Origin of the sequence: Serratia sp. JSRIV002 (assembly GCF_019968725.1) — a bacterium.
GTDB lineage: Bacteria > Pseudomonadota > Gammaproteobacteria > Enterobacterales > Enterobacteriaceae > Chania > Chania fonticola_B.
Map to the genome: position 1 here is coordinate 1732755 of NZ_CP074143.1, position 16890 is coordinate 1749644.

At 53.8% G+C, this 16890-nt stretch carries 13 protein-coding genes and 1 pseudogene; 8 read left to right on the top strand and 6 right to left on the bottom strand.

Features of this window, described 5'->3' with window-relative positions; genetic code table 11:
* Positions 1-36: 36 nt before the first annotated feature.
* From KGP26_RS08040 to KGP26_RS08065, 6 genes are all read left to right on the top strand, one after another.
* Positions 37-1254: an MFS transporter gene (locus tag KGP26_RS08040; RefSeq protein WP_235784797.1), complete on the top strand. Its 1218-nt coding sequence runs from the start codon at positions 37-39 to the stop codon at positions 1252-1254.
* A gap of 122 nt (positions 1255-1376) precedes the next feature.
* Positions 1377-2513, top strand: a complete 1137-nt coding sequence (locus KGP26_RS08045) for a LuxR C-terminal-related transcriptional regulator (RefSeq protein ID WP_218519690.1) — start codon at positions 1377-1379, stop codon at positions 2511-2513.
* A gap of 139 nt (positions 2514-2652) precedes the next feature.
* The gene (locus tag KGP26_RS08050; protein WP_209530138.1) at positions 2653-3792 is read left to right on the top strand and encodes an efflux RND transporter periplasmic adaptor subunit; all 1140 of its coding nucleotides are present in this window, start codon (positions 2653-2655) and stop codon (positions 3790-3792) included.
* A gap of 2 nt (positions 3793-3794) precedes the next feature.
* Positions 3795-6869 (top strand): efflux RND transporter permease subunit, encoded by a 3075-nt coding sequence (locus tag KGP26_RS08055; protein WP_166734451.1) that lies wholly within the window; start codon positions 3795-3797, stop codon positions 6867-6869.
* Between the two features lie 177 nt (positions 6870-7046).
* Complete coding sequence (locus KGP26_RS08060) at positions 7047-7700, top strand: PadR family transcriptional regulator (protein WP_037375215.1); 654 nt, start codon at positions 7047-7049, stop codon at positions 7698-7700.
* Entirely contained in the window at positions 7700-8008 is a 309-nt protein-coding gene (locus KGP26_RS08065) for a DUF3861 domain-containing protein (protein WP_021805293.1), read from the top strand. The genes KGP26_RS08060 and KGP26_RS08065 overlap by 1 nt, the downstream gene beginning before the upstream one ends.
* Here the strand turns inward: KGP26_RS08065 and kdpE are convergent.
* The 6 genes from kdpE to KGP26_RS08095 form a co-directional block, all read right to left on the bottom strand.
* Positions 8005-8694, bottom strand: a complete 690-nt coding sequence (gene kdpE, locus KGP26_RS08070) for a two-component system response regulator KdpE (protein WP_021805292.1) — start codon at positions 8692-8694, stop codon at positions 8005-8007. The genes KGP26_RS08065 and kdpE overlap by 4 nt on opposite strands.
* Positions 8695-8712: 18 nt before the next feature.
* On the bottom strand, positions 8713-11406 hold the full coding sequence (gene kdpD / locus KGP26_RS08075; RefSeq protein WP_223665262.1) for a two-component system sensor histidine kinase KdpD: 2694 nt from the start codon (positions 11404-11406) through the stop codon (positions 8713-8715).
* A gap of 76 nt (positions 11407-11482) precedes the next feature.
* Positions 11483-12052 carry a potassium-transporting ATPase subunit KdpC gene (kdpC, locus tag KGP26_RS08080; RefSeq protein ID WP_094982674.1) on the bottom strand — a complete coding sequence of 190 codons (570 nt, stop codon included), beginning with the start codon at positions 12050-12052 and terminating at the stop codon, positions 11483-11485.
* An 18-nt stretch (positions 12053-12070) separates the two neighbouring features.
* Positions 12071-14140 carry a potassium-transporting ATPase subunit KdpB gene (gene kdpB, locus KGP26_RS08085; RefSeq protein ID WP_021805289.1) on the bottom strand — a complete coding sequence of 690 codons (2070 nt, stop codon included), beginning with the start codon at positions 14138-14140 and terminating at the stop codon, positions 12071-12073.
* Between the two features lie 25 nt (positions 14141-14165).
* Positions 14166-15854: a potassium-transporting ATPase subunit KdpA gene (gene kdpA / locus KGP26_RS08090; RefSeq protein ID WP_024483161.1), complete on the bottom strand. Its 1689-nt coding sequence runs from the start codon at positions 15852-15854 to the stop codon at positions 14166-14168.
* A complete protein-coding gene (locus KGP26_RS08095) occupies positions 15854-15943 on the bottom strand; it encodes a K(+)-transporting ATPase subunit F (RefSeq protein ID WP_037375124.1) in 90 nt (29 codons plus the stop codon). The genes kdpA and KGP26_RS08095 overlap by 1 nt, the downstream gene beginning before the upstream one ends.
* 431 nt (positions 15944-16374) lie before the next feature.
* On the opposite strand from KGP26_RS08095, the gene KGP26_RS08100 reads away from it, so the two are divergent.
* Together KGP26_RS08100 and KGP26_RS08105 are read left to right on the top strand one after the other, a co-directional pair.
* The gene (locus KGP26_RS08100; protein ID WP_021805287.1) at positions 16375-16581 is read left to right on the top strand and encodes a YbfA family protein; all 207 of its coding nucleotides are present in this window, start codon (positions 16375-16377) and stop codon (positions 16579-16581) included.
* Between the two features lie 128 nt (positions 16582-16709).
* Positions 16710-16884: pseudogene (locus tag KGP26_RS08105) on the top strand (DUF1722 domain-containing protein); the annotation flags it as partial.
* Positions 16885-16890 lie beyond the last annotated feature (6 nt).

The following is a 16890-nucleotide window of genomic DNA, read 5'->3' on the forward strand; positions in this document are numbered from 1 at the left end:
TATTTAATGCTATTTAAAATAGGGAGTGTTACAACAATGGATAATTTCTCTACATCATCTCATGTGCCAAAGTTCCCTGAGGGGGGCGAGCTTTCAAAGAATCAGTTACCGTTGTTTGGTTTATTAGCTTTGTCTATGGCATGCTTCATTACAATGCTAACGGAGGCCATGCCAGCTGGGTTATTGCTCTGGATTAGTCAGGATCTTGGGGTATCGGCTAGTTATGCAGGGCAATTAGTAACGGTCTATGCGGCAGGATCGTTGGTCAGCGCAATTCCGTTGATTGCTTTAACCCAGGGGATGCGACGCAAGCCTTTATTATTAATAGCCATCGTTGGATTTGCGATAGTTAATACCATCACCGCACTTTCTCACAGTTACCTCCTGACGCTAATAGCACGCTTTTTGGGTGGGGTTTTCGCTGGATTAGTATGGTCTCTGGCTGCTGGCTTTGCCATTCGCATGTCGCCCCCAAATCTCGCCGGTCGTGCGATTGCAATCGCGATGCTAGGTACGCCGTTAGCCCTGACTATTGGGGTTCCTGCTGGTTCATATTTTGCTGGACTAATCGGTTGGCGCTCAGATTTTATGATTATGAGTTTACTTACGGCGGTTCTGTTTGTTTGGGTTATTGTATCGGTGCCTGATTCTCCGGGTCAAAAAAACCGGGTACGTTTTTCTCTGCTCCAGGTTGCTAAAATGAATGGTGTATCCGCTGTATTGTTTGTAACCCTCACATTTATACTGGCGCATAATACACTTTTCACTTATGTGGCATCTTTTTTCACCCGCGTAGGGCTTGGTAGTCTTGACCTCGTTCTCTTGGTTTTCGGCTTGGCAGCATTGGCGGGAGTCTTGTGCGCCGGGGCCACAGTTGATCTCTGGCCTAGAAAGTCAATGATAGCAAGTATCATACTGTTTACATTATCGATCTTTACCCTGATTTTTACTGGGCAGCATTGGTCTGTTTATATCTGTATAGCTGCCTGGGGTTTTGCTTTTGGGGGATCCCCCACGCTTCTGCAGGCGGCACTGGCTAAAACTGCAGGTGATGCTATCGATGTTGCCCAATCAATGATGGTAACAACCTGGAATATCGCGATTGGCGGTGGAGGGCTGCTCGGTGGAGTACTTCTTGATAAATTTGGGGTGTTATCACTCCCATACTTTGTCGTTGGTCTATTAGTCATTACGTTTGTTGCTGCGTTCAGCGCACGCAAGCATGGTTTTACAGATGCGAGCAATAACAAATGACTTTCCCAAATGCAGAAAAAAATTAAATATATTGATTGAGTGTTAGTATCAGGGAATATGCTTGTCGAACTATAATGTTTTGAAAAAAACCGAAGGATCAATAGCTAAAACAGGTGTCTGATATGGACTGGCGTGATATGTTTTTCTCGGCTTTACGGCCACTCTATAGTGGTAAAGATACGAAACGTTCTGTTCAAGGGGTACTTGATAACATTAACTCCTTGTTTGGCGTTTCATCCAGTTCTCTTTCTTTGACTATAAATAGTTCAGTAAAATCGATGGATTTTACTTATCATACTGGTGTCGATAAAAATTTCTCAGATTATTATGCTAATAAGCGATGCAATATAGACCCTATCTCAGATAGAGCCATTAAATATGGATTGGACGAGGGGTTTACTATGGCAGATTTATGCTATCAATATCCCCGATGGGGTAAAATACATAAATCTTATTTTATGTCATTTGGATATAAAGATGCCTTGCTCGTTAACTTTTATTCTCAACAAGGTGATAGGGGAGTTTTAGTGTTACGAAGCGATCTTAATCGCGGCGAGTTTAAAAAATCCGACACTCATTCTATCTCACTATTATCTCCACTTCTTCGGATGGCACTTCAAGAACATTTTTTATTATGTGACCAGGCTCCAACTGATTTTAGTATATTGAATGCATTCGATAACTCGGCAACTGCAATATTCTATTTATCAAAGACTCGCCGACTCATTCAGGCTAACGCTGAAGGATATGGAATCCTCAATAGATGCGATGGTATGTCACTGCATAATAATAATTTAAAACTACATGATAGCTACAGTGATGTTCAGTTAAAAAAATTATTGGTGGATATTTTTTCCACACCCCAACCTACAACAGAGTTAATGAAAATACAACGAGATCAAGAGCGATTTTACGTGGCTCGTATTGTTGCAGCTAATGCCAATGAATTACGTGATAATGAAGCGGTGTTAATTTTACGCGATCCCTTTAGAGATATTCGAAGTGAATCCCTACTATGTGCACTTTTCGATTTAACCTCTCGGGAGGCAAGTGTCGCAACCCATTTGGGCAATGGTGAGAAGCTTGGCCATATCGCTATTAAAAATGGTGTTTCGATCAATACTGTAAAGAGTCAACGCAATATCATTTATGGAAAAATGGGTATCAATAACCAAATGCAATTGGTTAGAATAATATGTTCTCTAGGAGTGTTAATGGAATCAAATATTCAAATATTCAAATATACAGATGCTCAATGATAATCTCTGGGCGTTGTCCTCTTTACGGGATTCGCTTTTTCCGTATAAAAATAAACCATTAATATATTACAGATTAATGGCTGGATATAGCGAGTATCCAGGCGAATAGTCCCACCCACTGAATCCTGGAGCAAACACCATGAATGAACCTGTGCGCGCACTACTCCAAAACCCCATTCAGACAGAAAAACCCTGGCGAGCGATCATGATTGTCATCATCGCCCTAGTGTTAGTCATCTCCTTATTGTGGCTTTGGCGTGCCAGTCGCAGCAATAGCCCCGGCTACACCCCGCCCGGCCCCGTGGATGTTGTGGTCACGGAGTTGAAATTACAGCCAGCACCAGTACAACTGCAAGCCATAGGCAACCTGCGAGCCGAACGAGAGGTGACCTTGTCTAGTGAGGTAGCCGGACGCATCTCCGTAATTGCGTTCGAACCAGGGCAGCACGTAAACGCAGATGTGCTACTGGTTAAACTTGACGATGCAATTGAACGTGCCGATCTCGCAGCAGCCAAGGCCAGCGCAGCCTTTGCTGAACAACAGTTCGAACGGGCGTCAAAGCTTGCCGCAACTGGTGCCTTAGCCAAGGAAATATTTCAGCAGAGGCGCTCCGAGCGTGACCAGGCGCAAGCACTTATAGCACAACTCGAAGCCCGCATCCGACAAAAGAGCATCCTCTCCCCATTCGCCGGAGAGCTCGGGCTGCGGCAAGTGAACTTAGGTCAATATCTGAATGCTGGCGATAGCGCCGTCACTCTTACCGATCTGGATTCACTTTACGTGAACTTTGATCTGCCTCAGCAAGAGTTGTCCCGTATTAGGGTCGGCCAGCATGTCGAGGTGCATGGTGACACCTCTGAAGTCAAACACCTGCAAGCGAAGATCACAGCCCTCGATCCCCAAGTAGGCCATGAGACTCGTAATGCAACCATTCAGGCAGAATTGGCAAATACTCAGCACAAGCTACGACCTGGCATGTACGTCACTGTCGCTGTGTCCCTACCTGACGAACCTGATGTCTTGCTGGTGCCGAGCTCGGCCGTTATCACATCTTCGTCCGGGGATGTAGCGATAGTGGTGCAAGGCAAAGAGGCCACGAAGTCCGGCAAGGCAGTCGTTGTACCTATCCAGACGGGCCGACGCATCGGTGACCAGGTCATTGTCACACAGGGGCTGAAAGCTGGTGACGTGATCGTTACGGAAGGTCAGTTGCGTATCCAGCCGGGTGCCGATTTGCGTGTCGTGCAAAAATCAGCCACAACGACTGGCAAGGAGTAAACATGCAGTTCACGGACATATTCATTCGCCGCCCCATCTTGTCGGTTGCGTTGAGCACGTTAATTCTACTGGCCGGTATAGTAGCGTTATCCGCGTTGCCGATGCGTGAGTACCCCAAAATGGAAAGCGCGACCATCATAGTAGAAACCAGTTTCCCCGGCGCCACGCAGAACGTAATGCAGGGTTTTGTAACTACACCGATAGCGCAGGCTATCTCCACTGCCAATGGTATTGAGTATCTAACCTCAACCTCTACGCAGGGCAATAGCCAGATAAAGGCCAAGCTGGTGCTCAATGCTGACGCTGACCGAGCCATGACAGAAATACTCGCCAAAGTACAGCAGGTGAAGTACCTGTTACCACAAAGAGCCTCCGATCCAATAATCAACAAGATCACAGATGGTGCCTCGGACGTGCAATATTTGGTGTTTATGAGTGACAAGCATTCTATCCCTGAGATCTCTGACTTCATCAGTCGTGTGGCTCAGCCTATGGTCACCTCGGTGCCGGGCGTGGCCACCACTCAAATTCGCGGTGGTCAGTCACTGGCAATGCGCCTGTGGGTTAATCCAGATAAACTTGCTGCGCGTGGTCTGACTGCTGAAGATTTAGCCAATGCATTGCGCTCCAACAACGTACAGGCGGCCCCCGGTAAGCTAATGGGAGCCGACACACAGTTCCCCATCACGGTCGTTACAGATCTACGTAGCATCCAAGACTTCCGCGACATGGTCATTAAACGCTCGGAAAACAGCGTTGTGCGCCTTTCTGATGTGGCGATGGTCGAGTTGGGGGGGCAGAATTACGACAGTACATTCTTCAGCAGTGGTACTCAAGGGGTATCACTGGCTATCGAGCCAACACCCGATGGCAATCCGCTGGAGATCGTTGCTGGTGTTAACGCATTACTGCCTGACTTGCAGCGCTCTGCGCCGCCGGGATTGAAACTGTTCAGTCAGTTTGACACGGCAAGCTTTGTTAATGCTTCTATCGAAGAAGTCATCCGTACGTTGCTTGAAGCTGTGGTTATCGTCGTGATCGTTATTTTCCTTTTCCTCGGTTCGATGCGGGCTGTCATCATCCCCATTATCACCATCCCGTTATCTTTAATAGGTACAGCGGCACTGATGTTGGCTTTCGGCTTCTCACTCAACCTGTTGACGTTGTTGGCAATGGTGCTGGCTATCGGGCTAGTAGTGGACGATGCCATCGTGGTGGTGGAGAACATTCATCGTCATATCGAGAGTGGACTCTCACCGCCGCTTGCCGCATTGGTAGGCGCACGTGAGATCGTATGGCCAGTGATCGGCATGACTATTACTCTGGCTGCCGTGTACGCCCCGATTGGTTTCATGGGGGGGTTGACGGGGGCGCTGTTCAAGGAGTTTGCCTTCACGCTCGCCAGCGCTGTCATCGTCTCTGGAATTATCGCGCTGGTGCTATCGCCGATGATGAGTAGCTATCTGCTTAGTAGCAAGATGGCAGAAAGTCATCTTGCCCAACGTATCGAGTACGTAATGGCATCGCTGGCTAATGTCTACCGCAAGTTGCTCGGTCACACGCTACATGCCCGTTCGGCAGTGTTGATAGTCTGCGTTGTGGTTATGGCTGGCATCATAGTGTTGTTTTTAGGGGTGCAGCGTGAATTGGCCCCCCCTGAGGATAAAGGATATGTCTTCGTTCAGACCAAGGCTCCACAGTATGCCAACGTCGGCTACACCGAGCGATACTCGCATGATGTTGAGAAAATGTTCCGTGAATTGCCAGACTACGAGGCGAGTTGGTTCACCAATGGGACGGATGGTCAGAACAATGGTTTCGGTGGCGTACTGGTCAAGCCTTGGACGAAGCGTCAGCAAACAGCTGCCGAAGTGGAAGCTACCCTTAATGTTAGAGGTATGGGGATCACTGGCGTCAATGTGGCTGCATTTCAGGGGGCTCCGCTGCCGGCGGGAAGTGGCGGGTTGCCTATACAGATGGTGGTGCGTTCGCCTGACGATTTCCTTAGCCTATACCAAGCGGTAGAAGGCATCAAAAGTACGGCTAGGGACAGTAGGCTGTTCGCGTTCGTGGACAGTGACGTGGCTTTCGACAGCCCTCAGGCACGCATGACAATCAATGCGTCCAAGGCGGGGGAAATGGGCGTCACGATGAGCGCTGTAGCCGATACGTTGGCGATCTTAGTCGGTGAGAACTATATCAACCGATTCAACTGGCATGATCGCTCCTATGATGTCATCGCTCAAGTGTCACAATCCCAGCGCCTCTCGCCTGACAACCTCGGTGGCTACTATGTGCGTACACAGTCTGGAAAACTCGTACAGTTGGCGACCATCGCAGACGTGCAGATGTATCCTGAGGCTAACCGGTTGCCACAGTTCAACCAGATGAACGCGATTACAGTGTCTGCTGTGTTGATGCCTGGTGTGACAATGGGGCAGGCAGTGGACTACCTCAAGCGCCAACCGTTGCCACCCGGTGCCAAGATCGACTGGTTGTCCGACAGTCGCCAGTTCGTGGCGGAGGGCAACCAACTCACCATTTCATTTGCCTTTGCCCTGATTGTGATTTTCTTGGTGCTGGCGGCTCAATATGAAAGCTTGCGTGATCCATTGGTCATTCTGGTGACGGTGCCACTGGCGATTTGCGGTGCGCTGATCCCATTATGGCTCGGCTATGAAACCTTGAATATCTACACGCAGATCGGGCTGGTGACGCTGATCGGGTTGATTTCCAAGCATGGAATTCTGATGGTGTCCTTCGCCAACGATATCCAGAAAACGGAGCACGTCGGTCCAATTGATGCGATCTACAAGGCCGCTGTCGTGCGTATGCGCCCGGTGCTCATGACCACGGCCGCGATGGTGGCTGGCCTGGTTCCACTGCTGTTCGCCAATGGTGCGGGTGCAGCTAGCCGCTTTGCTATAGGCATTGTGGTGGTTACCGGGATGCTTATGGGTACTTTGTTTACGCTGTTTGTTTTGCCGACGATATACAGCCTGTTGGCACGAGATCATCGCGTGCAGGCTGTTTCGGTACGCACACAAGAACTGTCTAGCAAGAAGATTGGCCATTAACTCCTTTGTAAAGTTGTGGAAGGAGGCTGCAATCCCCAAATATAATTCCGATATATCTAAAATGGGGTTACCTCTTGCGTATTTAGATATATCGATCTAGATTATGGCCATCGACGTGGTTTAGATATATCTAAATGCATCGATGCTCATATCATCAATCAAGAGGTAACAACCATGATGTTTAATCGATTTGCACGTCACCTTTCGTATGGTCACCACGACCAGCGGGAAGAGGGGCATTGCCACCACCGCCGTGGCGGCCGTCATCATTTTGCTGGCCGCGGGGAACACGGCCGTGGTGGTGAAGAACATGGCCGGGGCGGGCGCGGGCGTCATCGCCTGTTTGAGCACGGCGATCTGCGCCTGGTGCTGCTGGCGCTGGTAGAGCGTAAACCTAGCCACGGCTACGAACTGATCAAGGCGATCGAAGAGGCTTCTTCCGGCCTGTATGTGCCAAGCCCAGGCGTGATTTACCCAACCCTCACGCTGTTGGAGGAGCAAGACTTCCTGGAACCCGCGGTGGCTGGCAATGGCCGTAAGAGCTACCAAATTACCGAACTCGGCAAGCAGGAACTGCAAAAGCATCAGGCAGCCATCGAAGTGATTTTTGCTCGTCTGGCTGGCGCGGGGCGCGATCATCGCCATGAGGGTAATCTGGCCGACGGGATCTCCGAAGTGATGAATCGCCTGCGCTATCTGCTGCGCGGCAACATGATGCGTGCGGATTTGTCTCAGGAGCAGGTCGGGCGTATCAATCAGGCACTGCTGACCGCCGTGGAGGCTATCGAAGCCGAAATGGTATCGCCAAAACAGCCACAGGAGGATAACTGATGCCAGGCCACCGTTTCCGCATTACCGTAGAAGCCCTGACAGACCGTAAAGGTGAACCCGTCGACAAGCCGGAGTTGGTGTTTGAGGTAGAAAATCACGACGATATTCTGGCCATTGTTGAGCGCATTCAAGGGCGAGAGGATCTGAACTTTGGCGAACAGAACAGCGCGGCCTTTGCCGTCGGGCTCAAGCTGTTCTCAGAAGTGATGATAGAAAACCGCAAGCATCCGCTGTTTGAGCCCCTGCGTGACTCGTTTAAGGCGTTTATGATCGGACTGAAGAAAGGGCCCACATCGTCGCAGGATTAAGGCATAAACCGATAGCCGACGCCGGTCTCAGTGAGCAAATGCCTGGGCCGCGCCGGATCGGCTTCCAGCTTTTGCCGCAGATGGCCCATATAGATGCGCAGATAGTGGCTGTGTTCGACGTAATTGGGCCCCCAGACGTGGCTGAGTAGCTGCCGCTGGGTGATCACCTTGCCAGAGTTGGCCAGCAACTCGGACAGTAAACGGAATTCGATGGGCGTCAGATGCAGATCTTCACCGTTACGCAAGACGCTGCGGTTGATCAGATCGACGGTGATATCGGAGAAGCTGAACAGTGGGCTTTCCTGTTGGCTATTGGCGTGGCGGCGTAGCGCAACCCGCACCCGAGCCAGCAGTTCACCAATGCCGAACGGCTTGCTGAGATAGTCATCGGCACCCGCATCCAGCGCGGCAATCTTGTCCTCTTCGGCATGGCGTGCGGAAAGGACAATCACCGGCACCGCGCTCCATTGGCGCAGATCGCGAATGTAGTCCAGCCCGTCGCCATCGGGTAACCCCAAATCAAGAATAATCAGATCCGGCTTGCGCGTGCCGGCCTCTATCAGCCCACGCTGCAAGGTTTCACTTTCAAACACCCGTAACCCTTCGCTCTCCAGCGCGGTGCGCACGAAGCGACGGATCTCTTTCTCGTCTTCCACAATCAGAATGTTAGTCGGCGATGTGGTCACGGGGCCTCTACTCTTGGGTTATAAGTCAAAATCTGCTCCATCCAGTTCGGGTGGCTTTTCCAACGGCAGCATAAAGTGGAAACTGGCTCCGCCTTCGGCGCGGTTCTCCGCCCAGATGCGGCCGCCGTGTACTTCAATAATGGCACGACAAATCGCTAACCCCAAACCGACGCCGGGGATCGCCGACTCTTTATTACCACGGGAGAACTTGTCAAATATCAGTTGGGTCTGTTCCTCCGGGATACCGGGGCCATTATCCCAAACCTCCACTTCCAGCCAGTCCTTAACTGCGTGGGCGCGGATCCCGATGATAGCATCGGCACCGGCATATTTATTGGCATTTTCCACCAGGTTGGTGAACACCCGCTCTAACAGGCTGCCATCACAGTTGATCAACACCATCTCTTGCGGCAATTCCACCTTGATCTCGTGCAATACCAGCAGGGGTTCCAGCATATGCAGCGAGGCGCCGACGATCTCTTCCAGCGATTGCCACTCTTTGCGCAGGTTAAAACCGCCGGACTGAATGCGCGCCATATCCAGCAGATTGTTTACCAGGCGGGTGGTACTGAGCACCTGCTGGCGGATTTGGCTGGCCTGTGGAGCGTGGCTGGAGCCTTCGGTGGCCAGATCCAGCGTCAGGATCTCTGCCTGACCAAACAGCACGGTAAGCGGAGTACGCAGATCGTGAGAGAGGGCGGCCAGCAGCGAGTTACGTAGCTGTTCGCGTTCGGCATCCAGCTTGGCCTCTTCGGCACTGCGGGCCAGATGCTGGCGCTCCAGCGCGCTGGCGATCAGCACCGCAAAGGTCTGTAACAGCCGCTGTTGCTCCGGCACCATCAACTGACGCAGATTGTTCGGTTCAATCGCCAGCAGGCCAAAGGTCTGTTTGGAGGTGCTGAGCGGCAGCAGTTGGTATGGCACGCCGGGCAGGGTGTCGGTACCGGCCCCGGCGGGTAAGCCTTTGCCATAGCTCCAGCGGGCGATGGCTTCATCGACCGACAGCAAGCCACCTTCTTCACCCACCATCTGTTGCAGGGATCCATCCTCCTGCGGCAGCAGCAGCACGGTTTTGGCCTGGAAGCTGCTGGAGATAAAGTGACGGCTGGTTTTGGCAATATCTTCTCTGCTTAACGCCTGGCTGAGCCCACGGGACATCTCATACAGGTGCCGCGCCCGTTGTTCACGATAGCGTGCAACTCGGGCCTGATAACGTACCCCGGCGGTCAGATTACCAATGGTGATACCGACGGTCAGCATCACGGCAAAGGTCAGCAGGTATTGCATATCACTGACGGCGAACGACCATTCGGGCTGCACGAAGAACAAATCGAAGCTGGCGACGTTGATCACCGCGGCCAGCACCGAAGGCCAGCGGCCAAAGAACAGGGCGACAATCGCCACGCCCAGAAGATAAACCATCACCAGGTTGGCCGAATCAAAGCCCGGCAGTAACCATTGCGACAGCAGCGTGATGATCGCGCACAAAGCCACGGCAACGGCACAGCCCCGCAGCTGGAATCGCCATTTTTCGCTAAAGGCGCGGTTATCATGCTCTTTGGCCTGCGGCAGCGGCGTATCGTTTTCCAGCGCAACAATCACCAGATCGAGATCTGGCCCAAGCTGACCAAGACGATCGGCAAAGCTGCCGCGCAGCTTCCAGCGCTGTTCGCCACGGCGGCCAATAATGATTTTGCCCAGGTTATGTTCCCGGGCATAGCGCAGTACCGCGCGTTCTTCAGAAGGATCGGAAAGGGTGGCGGTTTCAGCCCCTAATTCTTGCGCCAGCCGCAAGGCACGCAGGATGGATCGCCGTTGGTTTTCCGGCAGGCGGTGCAGCTTGGGGGTTTCGACATACACGGCATGCCAGTGGCAACCAAGGCGTGCCGCGAGCCTTGCAGCAATGCGCACCAGCTTTTCGCTACCGCTGTTATGGCCGACGCACAGAAGGATGCTGTCTCGGGTGTGCCAGACTTTTTCACGCCCCTGGTTATCGCGGAAGGCCCGCATTTGGTCGTCAACGCGGTCGGCGGTGCGGCGTAGTGCCAGCTCACGTAGGGCGATCAGGTTACCCTTTCGGAAGAAATGCTCGATGGCGCGTTCGGCCTGGCCGGGGATATAGACCTTGCCTTCGTTGAGCCGTTGGCGTAGATCGTCAGGGGGCAGGTCTACCAACACCACTTCGGTCGCTTCGTCAAACACGTGGTCAGGCACGGTTTCCCTGACCCGCACCCCGGTGATGCCGCCGACGACGTCATTCAGGCTTTCCAGATGCTGGACGTTCACCGTGGTCAACACATCAATACCGGCATCCAGCAGTTCGTCCACATCCTGCCAGCGTTTGGGATGGCGTGAACCCTGGGCATTGCTGTGTGCCAGCTCATCCATCAGGATCAGGGCCGGATGGCGTGCCAAAGCGGCATCGAGGTCGAATTCCTGCACCTGGCGGCCACGATGTTGGATGCGTTTTGCTGGCAGGATCGACAGCCCTTGTAGCAACGCCGCCGTTTCCTGGCGCCCGTGGGTTTCCACCACGCCAATGAGCACGTCTAGCCCCTGCGCCCGTTGCCGCTGAGCCTCCTGCAACATGGCGTAGGTTTTACCTACCCCGGCGCAGGCCCCGAAGAAGACCTTCAGTTTGCCGCGTGGCTTTTCATTGGCTAACGCCAGCAGGCTGTCTGGATCGGGGCGTTGCAGTTCGTCATCCACCATCAAAGTTCCTTGTTTACCCATGCAAAGCGGGTTCGGCAATGCCGAACCCTTTAGCGACGTTTTATCACGTTTGCCGTTATTTCAACGCATCCAGCGCCATATTCAGCTTCAGCACGTTGACCACCGATTCCCCCATAAAATTAGGCGTGGCGCGATCGGTGTTTTCATCAATCAGTTTGGCAATCTGTTCCTGCGGCAACTGACGAGCGTTGGCGACACGTGCTAACTGGTACTTGGCGGCCGCCAGTGAAATCTGTGGATCCAGGCCACTGCCGGAGGCGGTCAGCAGGTCGACCGGGATCGGCCCGCTCATCGCCGGGTTAGCCTGGCGCAGCTGCGTTGCCCGCTCACCGATCGCTTTATCCAGCGCCGGGTTGGTGGCGGCCAGATTACTGCCGCCGGATGCCAGCGTATTATAGGCCGAATCGCTGGTGGCAGAAGGGCGACCCCAGAAATACCCCGGTTGGGTGAAGTTCTGGCCAATCAATGCCGAGCCGACTGCTTTATCCCCTTGATAGAGAAGCGATCCATTGGCCGTACCGCTGAACAGTAACTGTGACAGCCCGGTAGTGAGTAATGGGTAAGCAATACCGGTGATCGCCGTCAGCAGGATCAGCATAACCAGAGAAGGACGTAAATAAGACATCATAAATTCCTCGTTATCTTAGCCGGCCATATTCAGCGCGGTCAGCAGCAGGTCGATTAGCTTGATGCCCACGAACGGCACCAGCAGGCCACCCACACCATACAGCCACAGGTTACGGCGCAGCAGTGCAGCGGCGCTCATTGCCTTATAGCTCACCCCTTTCAACGCCAGTGGGATCAGGAAGACGATCACCAGAGCGTTGAAGATCACCGCCGACATAATCGCCGAGGCGGGGGAGTGCAGTTGCATCACGTTCAGCGCATTCAACTGCGGATAGGTTGCCGCGAAAGCCGCCGGGATAATGGCAAAGTACTTCGCTACGTCGTTGGCGATACTGAAGGTGGTCAGTGAACCGCGCGTCATCAGCATCTGCTTGCCGATATGCACCACTTCGATCAGCTTGGTCGGGTTGGAGTCGAGATCGACCATGTTGCCCGCTTCCTTGGCCGCCTGCGTCCCCGAGTTCATGGCAACCGCCACGTCAGCCTGCGCCAGTGCAGGGGCGTCGTTGGTGCCGTCGCCGGTCATCGCAACCAGGCGTCCTTCCGCCTGATACTGACGGATCAGCGCCAGTTTGGCCTCTGGCGTGGCTTCCGACAGGAAGTCATCCACACCGGCTTCGGCTGCGATGGCGGCGGCGGTCAGGCGGTTATCCCCGGTGATCATCACCGTCTTGATGCCCATCTTGCGCAGTTCGGCAAAGCGTTCTTTAATCCCGCCTTTGACGATGTCTTTCAGCGCCACCACCCCTAATACGCGTGGTCCTTCGGCGACCACCAACGGCGTACCGCCGGTACGAGCGACGCTTTCCACCAACTCATCTACCGCACGTGGGAAGTGGCCATTGTTGGATTCGACGTGGCGGCGAATGGCATCTACAGCCCCTTTACGGATCATCCGGTCCTGCACGTTGACGCCGCTCATGCGGGTTTGCGCAGAGAAAGGCACGAAGGTGGCGTTCAACGCCTGCAAATCACGTTCGCGCAGGTTGAAGCGCTGCTTGGCCAGCACCACGATACTGCGGCCTTCCGGCGTTTCATCGGCTAGCGAAGAGAGTTGGGCGGCATCGGCCAGCTCTTGCTCTTTTACCCCCGGTGCCGGCAGGAATTCGGACGCCTGACGATTACCTAGGGTGATGGTACCGGTCTTATCCAACAGCAATACGTCAACGTCACCGGCGGCCTCAACGGCGCGCCCGCTGGTGGCGATCACGTTGGCACCCAGCATACGGCTCATCCCGGCGACGCCGATAGCGGACAGCAGCCCACCAATAGTGGTCGGGATCAGGCAGACCAGCAAGGCCACCAACACGGTGATCGAGACTATGCTGCCGCTGCCTGCGGCTTCCACGCTGTATTGCGAGTAAGGGAACAGGGTTGCGGTCGCCAGTACGAACACGATAGTCAACGCCACCAGCAAAATAGTCAGTGCCACTTCGTTTGGGGTTTTACGGCGTTTGGCACCTTCGACCATCGCGATCATGCGATCGAGGAAGGTTTCCCCCGGGTTGACGCTGCACTGCACCACCAGCCAGTCGGACAGAATACGCGTCCCGCCGGTCACGGAGGAGAAGTCACCGCCGGATTCACGGATCACCGGTGCAGATTCACCGGTGATGGCGCTTTCATCGACCGAGGCGCCGCCTTCCAGCACTTCGCCATCGCAAGGGATGGTGTCACCGGCTTCCACCAGCACGATATCCCCTTTACGCAGGCTCTCGGCCGAGACTTTCTCGGTAGCGCCATCACGCTTCGGTGTGGCGAGTTTCTTTGCCCAACTGGTTTTCTTGGTGCCCTTCAGGCTTTCTGCCTGAGCCTTGCTGCGTCCTTCCGCCAGCGCCTCGGCGAAGTTGGCGAACAGCACGGTAAACCACAGCCACATGGCGATGCTGCCGGTAAAGGTCGCACTACCTTCGGCGTTGCCTGAAAGCACCACCAGCCAAATGACCGAAGTCAGGATACTGCCGAGGTACACCACGAACATCACCGGGTTACGCCACTGAACGCGTGGGTCCAGCTTTTTCACCGCATCGATCAGCGCGGTACGCATCAGTGCCGGTTCAAACAGTGCGCGTTGTTTGCGAGTCATCTTGTTCTTCTCTCTGTTATGACTGTTAATTGGCCAACCACAGTTGTAAATGTTCGGCTACCGGGCCTAGCGCCAGTGCAGGGACAAAGGTCAAGGCACCGACCAGCAGGATGGTGCCGACCAACAGGCCGATAAACAGTGGCCCGTAGGTTGGCAGCGTACCGTTGCCCGCCGGTTGGCGTTTTTTGACACACAGCGAACCCGCAATAGCCAGCACTGGCAGGATCACCCCGAAGCGGCCAACAAACATCGCCAAGGCCAGCAGCAGGTTGTAGAACGGCGTGTTGACGCTCAGACCAGCAAAGGCGCTACCGTTGTTGTTGGCTGCCGAAGAGAAGGCGTACAGCACTTCACTGAAGCCATGCGCCCCTGGGTTGAGGATGCCAGCACGGCCGGCGTCGGTAGCAATCGCCAACGCGGTGCCCAGCAGTACCAAGGTCGGCGTCACCAGGATCGCCAGCGCGGTCATCTTCATGTCATAAACATCGATCTTCTTACCGAGATATTCCGGCGTGCGGCCAATCATCAGCCCGGCGATAAATACCGTCAGCAGCACGAACAGCAGCATACCGTACAGGCCGGAACCGACGCCGCCGAACACGACCTCGCCAATCTGCATCAGCCACATCGGCACCATGCCACCCAGCGCGGTAAAGGAGTCATGCATGGCGTTGACGGCACCGCAGGAGGCCGCAGTGGTCACCACCGAGAACATGCTGCTGGCGAGAATGCCAAAGCGGGACTCTTTACCTTCCATATTGATGTTGCTGCTACTGCCAAGCGCGCTCAGATGCGGGTTGCCAGCCAGCTCAGCATTCATCACCACGATCACCGCAACGATAAAGATCAGTGCCATGGCCCAGATCAGCGCGTGACCCTGGCGGTTTTCACCGGCGACCTGACCAAAGGCGAAGCACAGGGCGCAAGGGATCAGGAAGATCGCCAGCATCTGTACAAAGTTGGTCAATACGGTTGGGTTTTCAAACGGATGCGCCGAGTTGGCACCGAAGAAGCCGCCACCGTTGGTGCCGAGCATCTTGATCGCTTCCTGCGAGGCTACGGGTCCCATCGGCAAGGTCTGCTGTGCCCCTTCCAGCGTGGTCACATGCAGGTAAGGCAGGAAGTTCTGCAACGTCCCCTGGCTGACGAAGAACAGCGCGATCAGCAGTGACAGTGGCAACAGCACATACAGGGTAATGCGCAGGATATCGATCCAGGCGTTACCAATGGTGGCGCTGGAACGGCGTGCAAAGGCCCGGATCAGGGCAAAGGCAACGGCGATACCGGTGGCGGCAGACAGGAAGTTCTGTACCGTCAACCCGGCCATCTGGCTGAGATAGCTGAGGGTGTTTTCCCCGCTGTAGGCCTGCCAGTTGGTATTGGTGACGAAGCTGACGGCGGTATTGAACGCCAGATCCCAAGATAAACCGGGGAACCCTTGTGGGTTGAGCGGTAAGGAACCCTGTGCCATCAGCAGTACCAACAGCAGCACTAAACCGAGGATATTGAACCACAGGATCGCCAGTGCGTATTGCCACCAGGTCATCTCGGCGGTGTCATTACCGCAGCAACGCCAGACGGCTGCTTCCACATGGCGCAGGACCGGTAGTGGCTCTCCCTCGATCAGGCGAGCTATAAAGCTGCCCAGGGGACGAGCCAGCACCAGAAGCACCAGCACAAAGCTGGCGATCAACAAGAAGGCTGAAGCTGCCATCAGAAGTCCTCCGCATTAAACAGGGCATAAACCAGATAGCCCAACAGCAGCAGAACCAACAGCGCACCACCAATAACGCTGAAACTCACGGGACACCTCCAGAGGTGTTGTTTTTGATAGCCTGAGTGTAGGGAGGGCAGTAGAAAGAAGATGAAAAAATAGCGGGGCCGGGTGTAAAAAAAGTATAAAAATGATTGAAATAACGGCAGAAATTGGCGGTTTTATACGCAGGAAGGGCGTGGGCGGATGGGTTGTTGGCGTAAAAATCCGTTAAATGATCCCAGTAACGCCAAGAAACCACAATGTAACTAATGTTAAGTTAGTTATTAACCTTGATGTAACAAAATTACGTTACGGAGGCCTTTTTTGTGCTCTTTTTGCGCATTTTAGTGGTCGGATGAGTTGTAAAATTACAACCTATGCGGTAATATTTTGCTCAGTTTCCATTTGGCCATCATTTATCGTTTCGCATTGCGTCGGGTCCTGACAACCTGGCGCCGATGTTTTTAAGGAGGTTCGTATGTCTAACTACCAAGCCTATCCGTTGCATCGGGTCCTCCTGCGCCGTAGCGCAGTGATTCTGATCGGTGTTCTTGCCTTGCCGGTGATGCTGTTCCGTGCCGATCGCGCACGTTTTTACAGCTATTTACACCGCGTCTGGTCAAAAACCAGCAATAAACCGGTCTGGCTGCAACAGGCAGAAACGGCGTCCTGCGATTTTTATTAATCCTGGCCCGTTGCACTACTACGAACCCTCGCCCCTTTGGCGGGGGTTTTTGCGTTTTAGGCCGCACTAACGCACTAAATCCTCTACACTTCTAGCATTAACCCGTTGGTGGGAGACAAGATATAGCGCAGGAACTGGCCAGGCTTATCGACCACTATCGCCAGGGGATGCAACCGCTGCTGGCACCGATTACCGATTACGCTGTTAAAACATGACATGGCCGAATATCCTGATAGCTATCTGGCGCAACAGCGCTATTTTGAGCCCTATCCGGAGGCGTTGTGCCTGCGCTACGGCCATTAACCTGCA